The organism is Deinococcus puniceus (assembly GCF_001644565.1).
GTDB lineage: Bacteria > Deinococcota > Deinococci > Deinococcales > Deinococcaceae > Deinococcus > Deinococcus puniceus.
This window is the reverse complement of sequence record NZ_CP011387.1, coordinates 2,220,316-2,237,918: the sequence shown is the minus strand read 5'-3', so window position 1 is coordinate 2,237,918 and position 17,603 is coordinate 2,220,316. Positions and strand designations below refer to the sequence as shown.

Genomic DNA, 17,603 nt, shown 5'->3' with positions numbered 1-17,603 from the left:
TGCCATTTGGCCTGCTTTCTGTAGGCTACCCGCTTGCTTGACACTCCCAATCTGGCCCGCGTAAACTGCCGATTGCACCAAAGCGGCCCCAACTGGCGCGGCGGGCCGTGGAATCGGGGCGTAGCGCAGCCTGGTAGCGCACGTCGTTCGGGACGACGGGGTCGGAGGTTCGAATCCTCTCGCCCCGACCACGCCGGAAGCCTCCCTGCTCGTGGGAGGTTTTTTTTGTGGCGATCCCGCTTCGGTTATGCTGGACACTGCCGTTGCCTGTCTGCCTTTTCCTTCTTGCCGGAGTGCCCCTATGCGCGTGTTTGCCATTGCCGATCTGCACCTTGCCACCGTGATTCCCAAACCCATGACGGTGTTTGGGCCGCAGTGGGCAGGCCACCCGGAGGCGATTTGGTCACACTGGCGTGAACTGGTGCGTGATGAAGACGTGGTGCTGCTCCCCGGTGACCTGTCGTGGGCCATGCGCCTGCCCGACGCCCTGACCGACCTGAGCGTGGTGGCCGAATTGCCGGGAACCAAAGTGCTGCTGCGCGGCAACCACGATTATTGGTGGCCGACTGCCAGCCGCCTGCGGGCCGCGCTGCCTGCGGGAATGTTGGCAATCGTCAACGACGCCGTGCGCGTGGGCAACGTCGTCATTTGTGGTTCACGCGGCTGGACAACACCCGGACATGAGGCCTTGAATGCCGAAGACGAGCGCCTGCTGACCCGTGAGGCCGAACGCCTGAGCCTGAGTGTGAAGGCCGCTGGGGCGTTGCGGCAACCCGGCGACCACTTTCTGATGATGCTGCACTACCCACCCGCCTCGCCGCCCTACCCGCCCAATCCCCTGACCGACGTGATCGCGGCGGCCCGGCCCGATCTGATCGTGTACGGCCACCTGCACGGCGTTCCACCGGAGCGGGCCATTCAGCAGGTAGACGGCATTCCGGCCTACCTTGTGGCCGCCGACGGGCTTAAGTTTCGGCCCAAGTTGCTGCTGGATACCTCGCTGTAAAGCTTTAGCGTTACCGAGCGGAGCGAGAAACGAAAGAAGGAGGGCGCGCTGGGAATGGAGAGATTCCGGTGTTTTCCCGGAAACTCGCAATGTTAAGTGTGTCCTCCTTAGATACGGGGGACGGAGAGTAGGCAGAACGTAGACGGTAGATCGTAGAAAAGCGTGATGGCTACGCAATCTGGAGTCTGGGTTTAGAGTTCAAGTCAGGCTGAATACGTCCTGAACGCAGGACTCAGCCCCGCGCCGCGACCACCAACGTCACCACCAACGCTGCTAGCCCCATGCCGATGCTGCTGGCGGCCCCAGTCAACTCGCCTTCCTCGCGGGCGCGGGCGGTGCCGATGCCGTGTGCGACGGCTCCCAGTGCGATGCCGCGTGCCAAGGGATGCCGCACGCCCAACCGGGTCAGGAAGGCGGGCAAGATCAGCGCCCCCAACAGGCCCGAAAGCACGGCCAACGTCGCTGCCAGCGCTGGAGTCGCCCCCGTGATGTCTGCCAATTGCAGCGCAACCGGGCTGGTGGCCGGGGCCGTTGCCAGCGCCCGCTGTACATCCGGACTCAGGCCCAGCGCACGCGGGAGCAGGGTATCTAAAGCTACGCCCGCCAGTGTGCCCGCCGCCCCACCCAACAACAGCGCCCGCCATTGCCGCGCCAGCAGCCCACGCAAGCGGTACAGCGGCACGGCCAGTGCCACCACTGCCGGAGCCAAGAATGCCGAGATGGGTTCGGTTGCCCGCGTGTACGTGTCGTAGGACGTGCGTGTCAGGAGCAGCACAATACCGACTAGAACGGTGGCGAGCAAGGTGGGGTTCAGTAACGTTCGCAGCAGTGGGCGGGACTGCAAGTGAAGTTGCAGCACCACGCCGAGTGCGAAGGCCAGCAGGGTGAGGGCAAACCAGATCATGTCAGAGCCATCCAAAGCGCAGTTGTCCTCCCCTCAAGGGGGGCGTTGCGGAGCAACGGGGGGGGTTCACCTTCCATGTCAGTCCCGCACCAACCGCCCCGCCAACCAACCCGCTACACCTGCACCGAGCAGCAACCCGGCCACCATCACCAGCAGCCACAGCCCCCACTCGGCCCCGGCCCCCAAAAACTGAATGGCCCCAACGGTGGCCGGAACAAACAGCAGGCCCAAGATTCCCAGCAGGCCGTCGGCGGCGGGTTCTATCCAGTGCAGGCGCACCACACGCGATCCCAGCGCCAGCAGCAGCAACACCATGCCCACCACCGAACCCGGCAGGGGCCAATGCAGCAGCCTCATCAACCCTTCTCCGAGGGCGGCAAAGCCCACCAGCACGCCCAACCCCAGCACCACGCGCACGGCGGGCGGCAGGGCGGCGGTCTGAGAGGTCATCCGGGTTAGGCTTGCGGCGTCAGGCGGGCCAGCATGCCGCGCACCACCTGTTTGGCGTGGCGGGCCACCAGCGGCATAAAGGTTCGGTAATCCACGTTGGCATCGTGGTCTGCGGTGTCGCTGACGCTGCGGATGATCACGAACGGCACGCCCGCCTTGCTGCACACCTGCGCCACTGCCGCGCCTTCCATCTCGGCGCAGGCCGCCCCGAACAATGTCCAGAGCCGCTGCACGCCCTCGCGGGAAGCGATGAACTGATCGCCACTGGCAACTCTGCCGTCCAGCACGCGCACGCCCTCTACATCTCGCGCTGCTTCGAGGGCTACTGCTCGCAACGTTTCATCGGCGGGCCACGCAGGAAGCTCGCCCGGTATGCTGCCCAGTTCGTAGCCCAATGCGCCCACATCTACATCGTGCTGCACGCAATCGGTACTCACTACGATGTCGCCCACCCGCAGCTCTGGATGCACGCCGCCCGCCACCCCGGTAAAAATAACTTGTGTAGCTCCCTGCATCAGCAAATATGCGGTGGTCAGGGCCGCATTGACCTTGCCGATCCCGCCGCGAGTGAGCAGTACAGGTACGCCCTCCAGAGTGCCCTTATGCAGCGTCACGCCTGAGAAGGTCAGCGTTTCGGGGGCCTGCAAGTCGGCCAGCAACAACTCGATTTCTTCGTCCATCGCGCCCATGATCGCCAGCATAGGGGGCAGTGTACAGGAGCCGCGCCGCTGACCTATGCCTGCACGGCGCGGCGGCGTATGCTCGCCCTATGACTGGCCTGCATTCGCCCGAAGTGTCCGTGCTAGAAACCACCGACGTCTACAGCCACCTTGACCCCGCCGCGCTGCGCCACGCCGATTCGCTGAAATGGACGCTGTACGGCGAAGATGTGATTCCGATGTGGGTGGCCGACATGGATTACCCGGTGGCCCCCGCCATTCTGAATGCCCTGCAAGACCGCCTCACACGCGGTTTAGGCTACCCGCAACTGATGGGCGATCCCCTGTTGACCCGCCTGATTCAGGAGAAGGCTGCCACGCAAGGGCTGACCGACTTGCCCGCCGAGGGTGTGGCGTTGCTGCCGGGAGTCGTACCGGGGATTTTTGCCGCTGTACACGCTCTCACCGCTCCCGGCGACGGTGTGCTGACCATGCTGCCCGTGTACCACCCGTTTCACCTCAGCATCAACGATCAGCGCCGCGTGGTGCAGGCCGCCGCCCTCAAAGATTCCGGCACGCGCTGGGAAATCGACTGGGAAGCGCTGGAAGGGGCAGTCACTCCGTCCACGCGCCTGATGCTGCTGTGCCATCCCCACAACCCCACCGGGCGCGTGTGGAACGCCGAGGAACTGGGCAAACTGCGCGACTTCGCACTGAAGCACAACCTGTATGTCTGTTCCGATGAGTTGCACGCCGACTTAAGCTTTGCCGACGCGCTGTTCGAGTCGTTCGCCGCCGATCCGCGTGTGCGGGGCCGTACCGTCACGCTCACGGGGCCGTGCAAGGCGTTCAATACGGCGGGGCTAGGCATCGGGGCCATGCTCAGCCACGACGCGGCCCTCATCAAGCGCCTGAAAACGGCAGTCGGCGGCCTGATGGGGCATCCCAGCGCCCTGAGCATCACCATGTGGCAAGCGGCGTTGCAAGAGGGTGGGCCTTGGTTGGCCGAAACGGTGGCCTACTTGCGCGGCAATCGCGACTTGTTGCAGGCATTTTTGGCCGAAAGATTCCCGTATATCAAGTCCTATGCGGTAGAAAGCACCTATCTGGCTTGGCTAGATGTGCGCTCGCATCCGCACGCGGGCGATATTCAACAGGTTTTGCTGGAGCAGGCGCGGGTTGCCATTCACAACGGCCCCGTATTCGCCCCCGATCCTCAGAAGGCCGACTATCAGGGCTTTATTCGGGTCAACTTTGCTACCAGCCGTGCGCTGCTTACGGAGGCGTTGGAGCGGATGGCGGGGGTGTTGGGCGGGGACGTCGAATAAGATTAAGGTTTTGGGATTGCTGCCACGTTTCCCCCACCCCCCAGCCCCCGCCCCCAAAGGGGTCAGGGGAGTTTGTCGCTGCGCTCGGCAGGATTGATCTTGTTGCGTTCAGGCTTGGCGAAATCGTTCCTTTGAAGCGGAACTGCCAGTTCATTCCCAGATGGAATTGGCCCGCCCACTGCGTGGACGACGGCCTCACACGGATTTGGGCGGGGACGATTTGGGGTGGCGGTCACGGAACAACGCGATTACCCTTCCGCCCCATTCAGCAACTCCACCAACGCCCCGAAACTGACCACCGCCCCGGAGTCGTCCCGATCTGTAGGGACAGTCAACGCTTCTACCTCCGCCACACTGTCTACGCCGTCCAGTGTCCAAGCGGCCATCAAGGCGGCGCGGCATTGGGTCAACAGGGGCAAGCAGGCTTCCCAGTTGTCAGGCAGTGGGCAAACTGAGCGGTATCCGGCGAGCAGGTGAGGCCTCAGCATGGGCAACAGGTCAGCGGGCAGTTCCAGTCCGGCGCGGGCCAGATCAGTTGCCAGTGGGCCGAACACGGGTTCATCGAAGTCGATGATGACCACACGCTTGCCGTCCCAGATGGCGTTGCCGGGGCGTAAGTCGCCGTGCGTGAGGCCGAAGCCCTCGCCCCAGCCCTGTGTTTCGTCATCCGGCCAGCATCCAGCCGGGCCGCCCCACTCGTCTACCAGCAGGGTCAGGCGGGCAAAGTGGCGGGCCAAATCGGGGTGCTTGGCGGCGTGTGGGGCGGCGCGGTGCCAGAAAAATCGCCATGACGGGAAGACGCCGGGGAAGGCCGGGCCGATCATGTTCGGTGTGCCGGGAGTGGGCCGGAAGCTGCGCCCAGCCGCGTGCAACTCGCCAATCGCCTGCCCAAACGCTTCATAAAGTGCTGGTGTTGGCGGCAACTCCGACACGCGGGGGCCGTGTATCCAGCCAATGGCCGTGACCAGAAAGCCGTCTGGGAGTGCTTCTATGTCCTGCCCCGCAAGGCTGGGAAGTGGTGGGCACACGCCCGCGCCCGCCGCGTGCAGATGGCGCAAAAAGTCCAGCGGTGGACGCAGGGCGTCGGCGCTCCGCAGGCTGGAATGGGTGAAGCGGAGGGCGATGTCTCCGGCGGCAGTGCTTGCCCGGTAGACATGATTGAACCCCATATTCACTGGCCGCACGTTGCCTGCGCCCCAGCGTTCGGCTCCGGCGGCCACCAATTCGGGCGTGAGGTTGCTCAGGGCCGCTTGCCAGTTCAAGGGCTTTTACCCCACCGTGTCAGCGGCCACCAGTTCGCGCAGGCGTTCGATCAGTGGGCGCAAGCGCTCTCGCCGCAACTTCAGGGCTGCACGATTGACCACCAGCCGCGCACTCGATTCGAACAGCACGTCCACTTCCTCAAGGTTGTTGGCCCGCAGCGTGCCGCCCGTCTGCACCAGATCGATCACGGCGTCGGCCAGTCCGGTCAGGGCCGCCAGTTCAATGTTGCCACTCAGTTTTACGATTTCGGCGGGGATGCCCTGCGCGTTCAGGTAGGCGCGGGCGGCTCGCGGGTACTTGGTGCCCACCCGCCCGATGGTTCCAGTGGCCCCGATTTCACGAATCAGCGACAGGCGGCAGGCGGCAAAACGCAGGTCTACAGGTTCGTACACAGCGCGGCCCGATTCGATCAGCACGTCTTTGCCTACGATACCAACGTCGGCCACGCCAAGGTCTACGTACACGGGCACATCCTGATTCCGCAGTTCCAGCAAGGTCACGCCGGGGAATTCGTGGCGCAGGGCACGCGATTTTTCGGGCATGGTCAGGGGCAGGCCAGCGCGGGCCAGCAGCACCAATGCTTCTTCCAGAATGCGGCCTTTGGGCAGCGCCAGCGTGAGGTGATCGGGCGTGCGCGTGGGGGCGGGGGTCATGCCTCTGCTCCGTTTTTATCGGAACCGTCTACAACGGTAAATGTTTCGCCCTGCACCATGCGTCTGATGCCCCGTGCCATGCAGAACGCTTGTAATTCCGCCCTGTCGTCCGTCCATGCCAACTCTGCCGTGAGGCCAGCGGCGCGGGCCAATGTTGCGCCCGCCAAGTCCAGTGCCAGCACCACTTCAGGTTCGGGCGGCAGCGTGGGAGCCAGCACCCCGGTCAGGCGTTCCAGTCCCACCGCGAAGCCTGCGCCGGGCAGCCCGCCTTCCAGCGCGTACCGTCCGCCGCCCAACACCGGCTGGTTCAAGCCGTCTGCGTAGGCCCGGAAGGTGATGCCCGTGTAGTAGCCGTAGCGCCGACTGACGCCCAGATCGAACAAGAGGGGGCCGCTGTACAGGGCCGCCACAGTCCGCAGATGCGCCACCGCGTCCCTTGCCCGCTCGCCCTGAGCCAAAGCCTGCGCTGTGTCCAGCACTTCCGCGCCGCCGTACAGATCGGTCAGGGCATGCAGCGTGCGCGTCACTTCTGGGCTGAGGCCGTCTCGCCGTGCCAGCAGGTCTACATCTGCACCACTCTTGCGGTCAATGGCGTCGTGCAGGGCGTCCCGCGCTTTTCCGTGCAGGCCCGCGTCTTCCAGCACGGCGTCCACGAAGCCCGGATAACCCACCTCTAGCTGAGCTGAAACCCCCACCGCCCCCAGCGCCGCCGCCGCCAAGTGCAGCAGTTCGGCGTCGGCCTGCGGAGTCGCTACGCCGATCAGCTCCACCCCCACCTGATAGAACTCGCGCAACCGCCCCAGTTCGCTGGTCAGCGCCCGCAGCCACAGCCGCCCGCCGTAGTGCAGCCGCAGCGGGAATGGCCCCGCCGGAAACCGGGAACGCACCAGCCGCCCCATCGCGGTGGTGAATTCGCTTCTCAGGGCCAGCACTTGCCCGCCCGAATCGATCAGCTTAAAGGCCCGCGCATCTTGCGGGTGGCTGGCACTGGCGTATTCGAGAGCCGGAAGTTCGACGCCCCGGTAGCCCCACGCGCCGAACACTTCGACAAGTCGCGCCCGCAAATGCTCGCGCTGTGCCCATTCGGGCGGCAACACATCGCGCGTGCCTTCGGGAATGGCAGCGGCAAGGGGCGGGGCAGGCGAACGGGCGGGAGAACTCACGGGGGCATGATAGCGGGTGTGGGTTGTGGTGCTGTGCGGCGGGGGCTGAGTCTAAGGGTGCTCTGTCGAAGGGTCTAAGGGGGTGGGGCGGGTTCGGTTGTGGGGTGCCCCCCCTGCTTCGCAGCTCTGCGATTCCCACAAGAGGCGAGGGCAAAAAGCAGCAGCAGAGAGCTTTGTTTTGCTCCCTCACCCTTGAGGGGGGAGGGCTGGGGAGGGGGTGAGTAAGCAACGCGATTGCCTTTCTTAGACCCTCAACCCTTAGACTTCTCCCCCGTAGACCGTCCTCAAGCCTCCCGCCTGTACGCCACCGCCCCGCCCACTACCGTCAGCATGGGCCACCCGCGAAGGCTTTCGCCTGCCCACGGCGTGAATTTGGCCTTGCTCTTAAACTCTGCCGGGTTCACGGTGCGCTCGGTGTGCAGGTCAAACACGGTCAGGTCGGCGGGTGCGCCTGCTTCCAGAGAGGGTTCGGGCCAGCCCATCACGCGGGCGGGGGCCTGTGTCATCAGGTCAAGCAGGCGCTCTAGCCCCAGCGTTGCGCCAAACCGCGTCCACATCAGCGGAAAGGCCAGTTCTATGTAGGCAATTCCAGATGGCGCGGTCAGCAAGTCGCGTTCCTTTTCGGCGCGGGTGTGGGGTGCGTGATCGGTGGCGATGCAGTCCACGCTGCCGTCTAACAAGCCCGCCAGCAGGGAATCGGCGTCGGCCTGAGTTCGCAGCGGCGGGGCCACTTTATAGATAGAGTCGAAGGAACGCAGCGCCTCGTCGGTGAGGGTCAGGTGGTGGGGGCAGACCTCACAGGTCACGGGCAGGCCGCGCCGCTTGGCTTCGCGCACCAAGTCCAGCGCCCGCGCCGTGGAGAGGTGCTGAACGTGCAGGCGCACGGGGCGGTCCTGTGCCTGCAAGCCCGCCACGATTTCCAGGTCACGCGCCACCCGCGCCGCTTCTGCCGCCGCCGGGTTGCCGGGCAGGCCCAACGCCTCGCTCACTGCGCCCTCGTTCATCACGCCGTCGGCCCGCAAGCTGGCGTCTTCGGCATGCACGCTGACCACCATGCCGAGGCTGCCTGCATATTCCAGCCCCAGCCGCAACACCCGCGCGTCTTCGTTGGTGCGCCCATCGTCGGTAAACATGGCCGCGCCCGCGTCCTGCAAAAAGGTCAATTCGGCCAGCGTTTCGCCCGTTTGCCCTCTGGTCAGGGCCGCCGCAGGCCGCAGCCGCGCAAAGCCGAGGCGGTTGGCCTTCTCGATGAGTGAGCGCACGATGGCGGGGTCATCCACCACTGGCGACGTGTTCGGCATAGACACCACCGTGCCGTAGCCGCCCGCCGCCGCCGCCGCGAGGCCCGACGCGAGGTCTTCTTTTTCGGTTTGCCCCGGCTCCCGCAGATGCGCGTGCAGTTCGATCAGCGCAGGCGCAAGCGTGCCGCCCTTGCCGTCTATGATTTCGCCCTCAGCGGGCAGGTTCCAGCCTTTAATCAGGCCGTTCTCTAGGGTGATGGATTCCAGCGTTTCGGAATTGGGACGGCGGATATTGGTGATTGTTAGGGTCATGGGGACTCCTGATTCAGAAAAAGTCGTACATGATGCAGGGGTTGGGGCTGGTGCCGAATCGCTTGGTCTGATGCAAAGGAACCGTGCGGTCTACGGCGCTTCGGAGAGAAATTTCTATAGACGGGGTGCTATTCGGCTCTGGGCGCTGAGGAACAAAGCGGCAGCGTTCGATGCGGTACCAAGTCGTGTCTGTGATGCCCAGACTTTGGCAGGTGGGCGGAGCGAACAGCCTCTTCACTTCTTGCCAGAAGTTCTGCGGTTGTCCGGCGAGAACGCGGTACAGTTCCGAACCTAATCTCTCTTTGACAGAGATCACGCGCTGTCCCAAAACCGTTGTGCCCGCGCTGGTAGCCTTGACTTGCAAAACCACGCTGCCAGCCTCGGCGCTGAGCGTCCAGCCATCCCCACTCTGCTTGACCTTTCCCGGATAGATGGCCGTCAGTAGGGGAATCACTTGGCTGGGAGAAGCCGCAAAAACCTTGCACCATGTTCGGGAACGTGGCATTCGTGGCGCGGTGCAGGGACTTGATTGAAGGGCCGACAGTTGCTTATTGGCTTTCAGGAATGAAGCAGAGGGTTTGGCTGGTGAACACGCCCCCGCCCACCCTTGCGTCAGCATCAGGCCAGCCAACAAAGCCCGCCTCATTTCTTACTCGCGCCCAACCAGCAGGTGATACAGCACGCTCATCCGGACTGCCTGCCCATTCTCTACCTGTTTCAGCACGCGGCTTCTGGGGCTGTCGGCGGTGTCGGCGCTGATTTCCAGGTCACGGTTCATCGGCCCCGGATGCAGCACGATTGCGCCCGCTTCGGCCTCTGCCAACAGGCGCTCGTTCACCTGATACACGTCGGCGTATTCCTGCAAACTGCCGAGGTAGCCGCCGCTCATGCGCTCGCTTTGCAGGCGCAGGGCCATGACCGCGTGTGCGCCGCGCACCGCCTCACGCGGGTTGGTGGTCAGCGTGACTCCGGGGAGGGCCGCCAAATCTGCCGGAAGTAGCGTAGCGGGGCCGCACAGCACGACTTTTGCTCCCAGCTTAGGCAACAATTCGGCGTTGCTGCGGGCCACCCGTGAATGGCGAATATCTCCGATAATGGCAACCGTTTTGCCTTCCAGCGAGCCGTATTCCTGCCGCACCGTGTAGGCGTCCAGCAGGGCTTGCGTGGGGTGAGCGCGGCGTCCGTCGCCCGCATTGATCACGGGTTTGCCACTGTAGCGGGCCACCAGATGCGCGGCCCCGGCAGCGGCGTGGCGCACGATATAAGCGTCTACCTTGTAGGCCGTCAGCACCTCGATGGTGTCGCGCAGGCTCTCGCCCTTGCTGACGCTGCTGTTTCCGGTGGCAAAGCTGACCACATCGGCACTCATGCGGCGGGCAGCCAGTTCAAAGCTGATGCGGGTGCGGGTGGAATTCTCAAAAAACGCCGTGCAGACCGTCAGGCCTTGCAGCGCCGGAACCTTCTTCACGGGCCGTTCCAGCACCTGATTCATAGTGTCGGCGTTGTCCAGCAGGGCGGTCAGGCGTTCGGGCGTCCAGCCTTCAAAGTCCAGCAGGTGGCGCGGGCGGGCGGTCATTGGTCTGCCGTCCCGTTCAAGTCCCAGAGTTCGACAAGGTCTAGACCATCCGTTTCCAGCAACTTCACCTTCACCAGTTCCGACTTGGCCGTCGGTAGGTTTTTGCCCACGTAGTCGGCCCGAATCGGCAATTCGCGGTGGCCCCGGTCTACCAGAACCGCCAACTGAATTCCTTCCGGGCGGCCCAAATCAATCAGGGCGTCCAGCGCGGCGCGAACGGTGCGGCCCGTGTACAGCACGTCATCCACCAAAATCACGCGGCGGCGGGCCAGATCAAACGGCACATGCGTTTCGCGGATCACAGGCTGGTGCGAAATCTCGGAGAGGTCATCGCGGTACAGCGTGATGTCCAGCATTCCAGTGGGAATCGCCACGCCTTCCAGTTCTTCCAGCTTGGCGGCCAGCCGCGCGGCCAGCGGAATGCCCCGCGTGTGCACGCCGATCAGGGCCAGATTCTCCGCGCCCTTGTTGCGCTCCACGATCTCGTGGGCAATGCGCGTCATGGCGCGGCGCACCTCGTCGGCGGTCAGGATGGTGGCTTTGGGCTGGGGCGTCATGGAGTGCCCCCAACAAAAAAAAGACCGTCCAGCGCGGGCTGTCGGCGTGTTTGGGATACAGATGTCAGGCGTGGATTTATCTGGGCATTCATATGAACTCCTCTCCTGCCTCACAGGGCGGGCGCGACCTCACGGGATCGCTGAGAAAGGTGGCTGTGCTTCTCGGTGGATCAGGTCAGGCTTGACCTACTTCCGCAGGCGAGTCTATCAGGTGGGCGGGACTTGACCACTGCGCCGCTTCCAAAAAATATTACCTTCCGCTAAAGCTGCACTAAACTTGACACGATGGCACTCAAGTAATAGCATATCTCTATCAGCGCGAGGCCAAGAAAGCAGCGGCCAGCGCGACCAATCTCAGGAGGTATGAACAGTGATGCGATTTGATCCCTTCCGTGACATTGAAGAATTGACCCAGCGCATGGATCGTGCCTTTGGCGCGGCCAGCACCGCCCCCGCCCGCCTCGCCCCCCCGGTAGATGTGCATGAGGACGAAACCGGACTGGAATTGACCCTCGATTTGCCTGGCGTGCAGGCCGACGCCATTCAGATCGAGGCCGAGAACCAGACCCTGACCGTGCAGGCCGAGCGCACCTACAGCCGCCGCGAAGGCCGCACTGCACACCGTGTAGAACGCGCACACGGCGTATTGGCCCGCACCTTCAGCGTGCCCGCTAAATACGACCTGACCAAGGTGGAAGCCGACTACCAGAACGGCACGCTGACCCTGCGTGTGCCCCGCAGTGAAGCCGCCCAGAAGCGCACGGTGACGGTTCGCACAGGCGGGCAGTTGGAAGCCGCACCCAAGACGGTAGACGCTCCGAGCGCATAAAGAGAGGTTAGAAGTTTGCCTACATCGGTAGCGGTGTGGGCGGGCTTTTTTATTGGATCGTGGAGTGTGGAGTGTAGATCGTGGTTAGGCTTTTCCCGCGATCTACACTCCACGTTCTTTATTCTCGCCCGTCCATCTGCCGCTGCCGATCCCGAAACTGCCTCTTTTGCTTGTCCGTCGTCTGGGCGTGGCAATGCCCGCAACTCACGCCGCGTTCAAAGTGGGCGTGCGCGGTTTCCTCTGCCGTCAGAGGCCAACCGCAACTGTGGCACATTTCGCCCGCGCCGACTTCTAGGCCGTGTCCCACTGTCACGCGGCCATCGAAGACAAAGCACTCACCGTTCCAGAGGCTTTGGTCACTCTGCACGTGTTCCAGATAGCCCAGAATGCCGCCCTGCAAGTGCAGCACATCGGTAAAGCCGCGCTGACGCAGCAAGCTGGTGCTTTTTTCGCAGCGAATCCCGCCCGTGCAGAACATGGCGATCCGTTTGCCTTCCTGACCCCGCAACTGCTCGTCGGCCCACGCCGGAAACTCGCGGAAGGAGTCTATTTCGGGGTTCACCGCGCCCTGAAACGTGCCCGCCTTGACCTCATACCTGTTGCGCGTATCTATGACCAACACATCCGGGTCTTGCAGCAGCGCGTTCCACTCGGCGGGTGTCACGTATCGGCCCGCCTCTTCAGGTGGCGTCACGGGCACGCCCATCGTCACGATCTCGCGTTTCAGCCGCACTTTCAGGCGCTTGAAGGGCTGCTCGGCGCTTGCGGATTCCTTGTATTCCATGCCCGTAAATCCGGCGGCGATCAGGGCCGCGTGCCACTCGCTCACCGCTTCCCGCGTTCCGGCCAGCGTGCCATTGATTCCTTCGGGCGCAACGATCAGGGTGCCGCATAAGCCTAGGCAGGTGGCAATGTCTAGCAGATGCTCACGCAGGGCCGCCGCGTTTGGCACGGCGCGGAACTGGTAGAGGGCAGCCACGATATACGGGGCACTTGGTTCTGTCGCTTTAGGTACAGACATTTCTGATACAGACACTTTGGATACAGGGGCAATCGCGGCCATCACGGGCGGCAGTATAAGCGGTGGGGGCCGCGGCAAAGGCAGGTGGTTTACGGTTGCTGGCTATACCGGAAATACGACCTGACTTGCGGAAGAGCAACAAGACTGAGGGCGCTAGCCAAATAGAGCAGGCCAATGACGAGCCATCCCATTCGGAGCATTCCTGATAGTTCTGGGGTCACGATAAAAAGTTGGAAAGCTGTCCAGACGAGGAGCAAGCTCAGCATGACTCGCGCCCAGAAAAATCCTCGAAACACCATCCAACAGAGAAAAAATGTAAGGGTCAGTCGCACAGCATAAGAGAGATCAAAACCTAACAAGAGGCGTGCCACTGCCCCAAACACAGTCAGACCCAAGATCAGGCTGAGAATGCTGCCAACAATCCACCGACCTGTTTTAATTTGTCTGTTGGTCACATGATCAATCTAAGTGCTTCGCCTGTTGGCTTTCTGATGTTCTGAGCCTTGTGGCGCATTTGCCCCCGCACCTTTCCTGCTAGCCTCTCTCCTGCATGTCCACGCTCCTCACCGCCGAATCCATCTCCCTCGCATTTGGCGAGCGGGCGGTGCTGTCGGGCGTGAGTCTGAACGTGCAGCGGGGCGAGCGGGTGGCCCTGCTGGGGCGCAACGGGGCGGGCAAAACGTCGCTGCTGCGGGTGCTGACGGGCGAACTGATTCCCGATGAGGGCGAGGTCTGGCGCGAGGACGGCCTGCGGGTGGCAGTGTTGGCCCAGCATCATGCCCATGCAGAGGGTGTGCGCGTGCGCGATCTGGTGGCCGCTGCTCACCCTTACCGCGAACTGGAAACCGAGTTGCTGACGCTGGAAGCCGACTTGGGCAACCCCGACGCGCTGAGTGCGTGGACAGCCCTGCACGCCCGCCTGGACGATCTTCAGGCCTATGCATGGCCCTCACGCATGGCCCGCATTCTGGGTGTCCTTGATCTCACCCGCTTCATGGGGCGCGATGCGGCGTCGCTGTCGGGCGGCGAGCGGACTCGGCTGGCTTTGGCCCTCGCGCTGGCCCGCGAACCTGATCTGCTGTTGCTGGACGAACCCACCAACCATCTCGATATCCGTATGCGTGAATGGCTGGAAAGCTGGCTGCGCGATTTTGGTGGCGGCGTGATTCTCACCAGCCATGACCGCGACTTTTTGGATGCGGTGGCGGGCCGCAGCCTGTGGCTGGAAGGCGGAGGAGCCACCGAATACGCGGGCGGCTATTCCCGCGCCCGTGCCCAGCGAGAACTAGAGCGCCGCACCCAATCCCGCGCCGCCCGCCTCGGCCAGCAGGAAGCCGCCCGCTTGGAAGGTAGCGCCGAGCGGCTGGACGTGTGGGGCCGCCGCTCCCGCCCCCTCAAAAACCGCGCCCAGCGCCTGCCCCTAGCCGAAGCCCCCTTGCCTGAACGCCAACTGCGAATGCGCCTGCTGGCCGGAAGCGCCCGCGCCCCGCTGGTGGCGTGGGGCGAGCATCTCAGCAAAACGTATACCGATCACCCTATTTTGCGGGAAGTGGCCTTCAAGCTGCGGCAGGGAGACCGCGTGGCGCTGATGGGAGCCAACGGCACGGGCAAAAGCACCCTGCTGGGGCTGCTCGCCGGAATCCTGCACGCCGACGCGCCCCCGTTGGGTCAGCCGGAACCCGTGCTGCGCGTGGCGGGCGGCGTCACGGTGGCGTATCTGGATCAGATTTGGCACGGCCTGAACCCAGGCGAGGCGCTGCGGCCCCAGTTCGAGCGGCGCTTTGGCGGGCGGGCCAAAGCCCTCCTGGGCGGTGCGGGTTTCGTGGCTGCCGACTGGCCCAAGTTGCCGGAAGTCCTGTCGGGCGGAGAGCGGGCGCGGGCAGGCTTGGCGCTGGTGAGTGCGCTGCGGGCCGACTTGTTGCTGCTGGACGAACCCACCAACCATCTGGACGTGGACGCCCTGCAAGCCCTAGAGGAAGCCGTTCATGCCTACGGCGGCGCTGTTGTTATCGTCACCCATGACCGCCGTTTTGCCCGCGAAGTCGCCAATCGGCTGTGGGTCATCGAAGATGCGGCCCTGCGTGAGGTCACCGGTTGGGCGTCTTCCGGCTGGAAGGGCAGCGAGTACCTTGACCCGGCCCGCTCGCTGACCGGCGATCCGCCGCCGCCGCCGCCCTTGCCCACGCCCCGGCAGCGGTTGGTGGCCGTCGAAAATCAGTTGCTGGAGGCCCGCGTCAGTCTGAATGCCACAGGCGCACTCACCGGACGGGAAGAAGCGCGGCTGCGGGCGCAAACGCATCAGCTTCAGCACCACCTGTATGACCTGTACGCCGAAGCGTTTGCCGCGCCCAACTACGACGCTCAGGTGCGTGAGCCTCCGCTGACGGTGCGGGGGCAGAAGTTTGGGGAGTGGGGGGCGGAGAGTGCGGCGTCTAAGGGTCAACGGGAAGAACGTGTGATGCGGGGGGGCATGTTTTGGGCGGCGCACGATCCGGGTTGCCCGCATTTGGCTTGGGACGGGGAATGCCTGCGCTGGAGCGTCGTTTCCTCTGCCGAGTTGCCCGCGTGGTACGGCGCGGCGCTGCTGGGCGGGGCACTCCGCATCCTGTTCGAGCGCTGGAATGTAGGGCGTGTCCGGCTGGGCGAGGGCGGCCTACTGCTCACCCGCCGCGCCTATTTCGAGCGGGTGGGGCTGGTGGGCGGCAGCAAGAAGCCTGTGCCAGAGCCTGTATCAATCTGATCCCACTGGACTGTTAATGCAGCGGGGCGGCCAAGTCGGCGGTATCTTTTTGCGTCTAGGACGGTGTTGCGGACTTTGGGAATCGTCAAAATGTGAACGGCGGTAGGTTGACCCGCATCCTTACCCCATCCTGCCCCGCTATACTTCGCCGCATGGAAGACCAGATTAAGGGCCGTTTGGGTGGAGCAGACGGATACGACATCCGCTGTGTCATCGACGGTGACCGCATCACAGGCCGCGCAGGTGGCAAGCTCCACGGCAAAGACATCGACCTCGAAATTACGGAACGCGGCGTACAGGGCACTGTCGGCGCTGACCCGTTCAAGATCGAGCTTCAAGACGGGGAACTGAAAGGCAACGTCGGCTCGCAAAAGCTGACGCTGCGTGGCGTAGACCGCGTGACTGGCTACATGGGCGAACCCATCGTGGGCTGGAACGTGGTGGCACAGCAGACTGGCGATCAACTCGTCGGGCAGTTGGGCAGCACCGTGCTGGGCCGCAACTTCGAACTCTCGTTGGGCAGCGCTCCCGGTTGGGTCGGCACGTTGGTCGCTCTGGTGTCGTTTTACGCACTGGAACCCCGCGCCAGCATCAGCCGATAAAGCGGGGCTGGAACGTGGAGAGTAGATCGTGGATTGTGGTTAACAACCGTGCATCTTTTGGCCGCCAAAGCTAGAATCCTCACTCCTCCACAACAACCCTAAACGCAAGGCCAGTCGAGTTAATCTGACTGGCCTTGCGCCTTTCCTACGATCCACGATCCCCGTCCCTCAGGGCAACGCTATTCCCTGCGGCGCGATCACGTAGCTCAGCCCGCCCGAATGCGTCAGCCACAGCTTTTCAAAGGGGGCGCGGGGATAGGTGCGCCGCACGCCCGCGTCGGTGGGGGCGGCGGGGTCATTCATCACGGGGTTGCCGGATTTGTCGAAACCTACCAGTACCATCAGGTGGCCGTCGCTGCTGGGAATCGGCGCACCGGGCAATTCGCCTGCCTTCCAACCCAAACTGACCGCCAACGGCAGGCCTGCACCCGTGTATTTCTCTGCGGCAGCGAGGCTCGGCAGGCGAGTAATGAAGGCCCTCATTCCTTTCTCGCCCGCATAAGCAGTATTGAAGGGCCAGTTGCCCGTGCCCTCGTAGACGCGGTCAAACATGCCTTTGGCGGCGGTGGGCACGGCCACATTCACGCCGTAGAGGGCCAGAATCATGGAGGTACTCGTGGGGCTGCACCAGCCCGCACCCTCCGCGAACACCATTTGCGAACGCTGCGGCACGTCGGTGACTTTGCCCCACGCCGCCCGGTTGCTGGCCTGTCCCAATCCAGCGGCCCGCTTGGCCCGGTCAGAAGTATTGAAGGCCAAGAGGCGCACGCTCGTTCCCGCCCCGCGCAACGTCACGCGGTACTGGTAACTTGTGGCTTTGGCACTCAGGCGCAAGGTATCGGTCAGGATCTGGCCCGCTGCGTCCTTTTGCCCGTTCAGGCTGGCCCGCCCATCAGCGCTGCTCCATGTCCCGAAGGAAAACCAGCGCGTCCAAGCTGTGCCCGTTTGCGCCCGCACTTCCAGCGTCACGCTGCCCGCGCCGGGGGTGGTGCTGTTCCAAGAGGGCACCAGTTCGTCGAAAGCCGCCACCTTGATGGGCTGCCCGGTCAGCGTGCCGCTCGTTGCGCCTGCGGCCAGCATCAGCGTTTGCCCGCGCACCTCTACGCCGCGCAATTCCGCGCCTGCCCAGTCCTGCGCCCGCTCATGAAGGGTGGTGGTTGACGCCGGATAGGTCATGGTGGAAGCCCCCGCGCTGCCCAGCAGCATCAGTGAAAGGAGAATGGGAAGTTGCATTGCCACTGACTATGCCGTGTGGGAGGGGTGCGGCGGGTGAGTTTGGCTGGCCGTGCGGGCCGGAGC

The 17,603-nt window shown here is 63.9% G+C and carries 18 protein-coding genes and 1 tRNA gene; 6 read left to right on the top strand and 13 right to left on the bottom strand.

The genetic code is table 11. The features are described from left to right. The first annotated feature begins 114 nt into the window (after nt 1-114). Together SU48_RS10175 and SU48_RS10170 are read left to right on the top strand one after the other, a co-directional pair. Nucleotides 115-191, top strand: a tRNA-Pro gene (locus SU48_RS10175). Nucleotides 192-301: 110 nt separating this feature from the next. Beyond that, on the top strand, nt 302-1,006 hold the full coding sequence (locus SU48_RS10170; protein WP_064015987.1) for a metallophosphoesterase: 705 nt from the start codon (nt 302-304) through the stop codon (nt 1,004-1,006). 232 nt (nt 1,007-1,238) lie between these two features. Here the strand turns inward: SU48_RS10170 and SU48_RS10165 are convergent, their stop codons facing one another. The 3 genes from SU48_RS10165 to SU48_RS10155 all read right to left on the bottom strand — a co-directional run bounded on the left by SU48_RS10165 (nt 1,239) and on the right by SU48_RS10155 (nt 3,061). After that, nucleotides 1,239-1,910 carry an LrgB family protein gene (locus SU48_RS10165; protein ID WP_064015160.1) on the bottom strand — a complete coding sequence of 224 codons (672 nt, stop codon included), beginning with the start codon at nt 1,908-1,910 and terminating at the stop codon, nt 1,239-1,241. Between the two features lie 78 nt (nt 1,911-1,988). Then, a complete protein-coding gene (locus tag SU48_RS10160; protein ID WP_064015159.1) occupies nt 1,989-2,360 on the bottom strand; it encodes a CidA/LrgA family protein in 372 nt (123 codons plus the stop codon). Between the two features lie 5 nt (nt 2,361-2,365). After that, entirely contained in the window at nt 2,366-3,061 is a 696-nt protein-coding gene (locus SU48_RS10155; RefSeq protein WP_064015158.1) for a 5'-methylthioadenosine/adenosylhomocysteine nucleosidase, read from the bottom strand. Nucleotides 3,062-3,129: 68 nt separating this feature from the next. Between SU48_RS10155 and SU48_RS10150 the strand changes: the two genes are divergently transcribed. Beyond that, the gene (locus SU48_RS10150) at nt 3,130-4,347 is read left to right on the top strand and encodes a MalY/PatB family protein (RefSeq protein WP_064015157.1); all 1,218 of its coding nucleotides are present in this window, start codon (nt 3,130-3,132) and stop codon (nt 4,345-4,347) included. A gap of 248 nt (nt 4,348-4,595) precedes the next feature. Here the strand turns inward: SU48_RS10150 and SU48_RS10145 are convergent, their stop codons facing one another. The 7 genes from SU48_RS10145 to pyrR all read right to left on the bottom strand — a co-directional run bounded on the left by SU48_RS10145 (nt 4,596) and on the right by pyrR (nt 11,112). Beyond that, nucleotides 4,596-5,609: a phosphotransferase enzyme family protein gene (locus SU48_RS10145; RefSeq protein WP_064015156.1), complete on the bottom strand. Its 1,014-nt coding sequence runs from the start codon at nt 5,607-5,609 to the stop codon at nt 4,596-4,598. 6 nt (nt 5,610-5,615) lie between these two features. Continuing rightward, entirely contained in the window at nt 5,616-6,263 is a 648-nt protein-coding gene (gene hisG / locus SU48_RS10140; protein ID WP_064015155.1) for an ATP phosphoribosyltransferase, read from the bottom strand. Next, on the bottom strand, nt 6,260-7,426 hold the full coding sequence (locus SU48_RS10135) for an ATP phosphoribosyltransferase regulatory subunit (RefSeq protein WP_064015154.1): 1,167 nt from the start codon (nt 7,424-7,426) through the stop codon (nt 6,260-6,262). The genes hisG and SU48_RS10135 overlap by 4 nt, the downstream gene beginning before the upstream one ends. 284 nt (nt 7,427-7,710) lie before the next feature. Then, entirely contained in the window at nt 7,711-8,979 is a 1,269-nt protein-coding gene (locus SU48_RS10130) for a dihydroorotase (RefSeq protein WP_064015153.1), read from the bottom strand. Nucleotides 8,980-8,992: 13 nt separating this feature from the next. Then, on the bottom strand, nt 8,993-9,433 hold the full coding sequence (locus SU48_RS10125) for a hypothetical protein (RefSeq protein WP_064015152.1): 441 nt from the start codon (nt 9,431-9,433) through the stop codon (nt 8,993-8,995). A gap of 195 nt (nt 9,434-9,628) precedes the next feature. After that, nucleotides 9,629-10,555: an aspartate carbamoyltransferase catalytic subunit gene (locus SU48_RS10120; protein ID WP_064015151.1), complete on the bottom strand. Its 927-nt coding sequence runs from the start codon at nt 10,553-10,555 to the stop codon at nt 9,629-9,631. Next, nucleotides 10,552-11,112, bottom strand: a complete 561-nt coding sequence (pyrR, locus tag SU48_RS10115) for a bifunctional pyr operon transcriptional regulator/uracil phosphoribosyltransferase PyrR (RefSeq protein ID WP_064015150.1) — start codon at nt 11,110-11,112, stop codon at nt 10,552-10,554. Before pyrR ends, SU48_RS10120 begins: the two co-directional genes overlap by 4 nt. A gap of 370 nt (nt 11,113-11,482) precedes the next feature. Between pyrR and SU48_RS10110 the strand changes: the two genes are divergently transcribed. Then, on the top strand, nt 11,483-11,941 hold the full coding sequence (locus SU48_RS10110; protein ID WP_064015149.1) for an Hsp20/alpha crystallin family protein: 459 nt from the start codon (nt 11,483-11,485) through the stop codon (nt 11,939-11,941). A 118-nt stretch (nt 11,942-12,059) separates the two neighbouring features. Here the strand turns inward: SU48_RS10110 and trhO are convergent, their stop codons facing one another. Both trhO and SU48_RS10100 read right to left on the bottom strand, forming a co-directional pair. Continuing rightward, on the bottom strand, nt 12,060-12,962 hold the full coding sequence (trhO, locus tag SU48_RS10105; protein ID WP_064015986.1) for an oxygen-dependent tRNA uridine(34) hydroxylase TrhO: 903 nt from the start codon (nt 12,960-12,962) through the stop codon (nt 12,060-12,062). An 89-nt stretch (nt 12,963-13,051) separates the two neighbouring features. Continuing rightward, entirely contained in the window at nt 13,052-13,417 is a 366-nt protein-coding gene (locus SU48_RS10100; protein WP_064015148.1) for a hypothetical protein, read from the bottom strand. Between the two features lie 95 nt (nt 13,418-13,512). Between SU48_RS10100 and SU48_RS10095 the strand changes: the two genes are divergently transcribed. Beyond that, the gene (locus SU48_RS10095) at nt 13,513-15,702 is read left to right on the top strand and encodes an ABC-F family ATP-binding cassette domain-containing protein (protein ID WP_064015147.1); all 2,190 of its coding nucleotides are present in this window, start codon (nt 13,513-13,515) and stop codon (nt 15,700-15,702) included. Between the two features lie 152 nt (nt 15,703-15,854). Then, a complete protein-coding gene (locus tag SU48_RS10090) occupies nt 15,855-16,304 on the top strand; it encodes a hypothetical protein (protein ID WP_064015146.1) in 450 nt (149 codons plus the stop codon). Nucleotides 16,305-16,472: 168 nt separating this feature from the next. Here SU48_RS10090 and SU48_RS10085 read toward each other — a convergent pair whose 3' ends face one another. Then, entirely contained in the window at nt 16,473-17,537 is a 1,065-nt protein-coding gene (locus SU48_RS10085; RefSeq protein ID WP_064015145.1) for a peptidase C39 family protein, read from the bottom strand. Nucleotides 17,538-17,603: the final 66 nt, after the last annotated feature.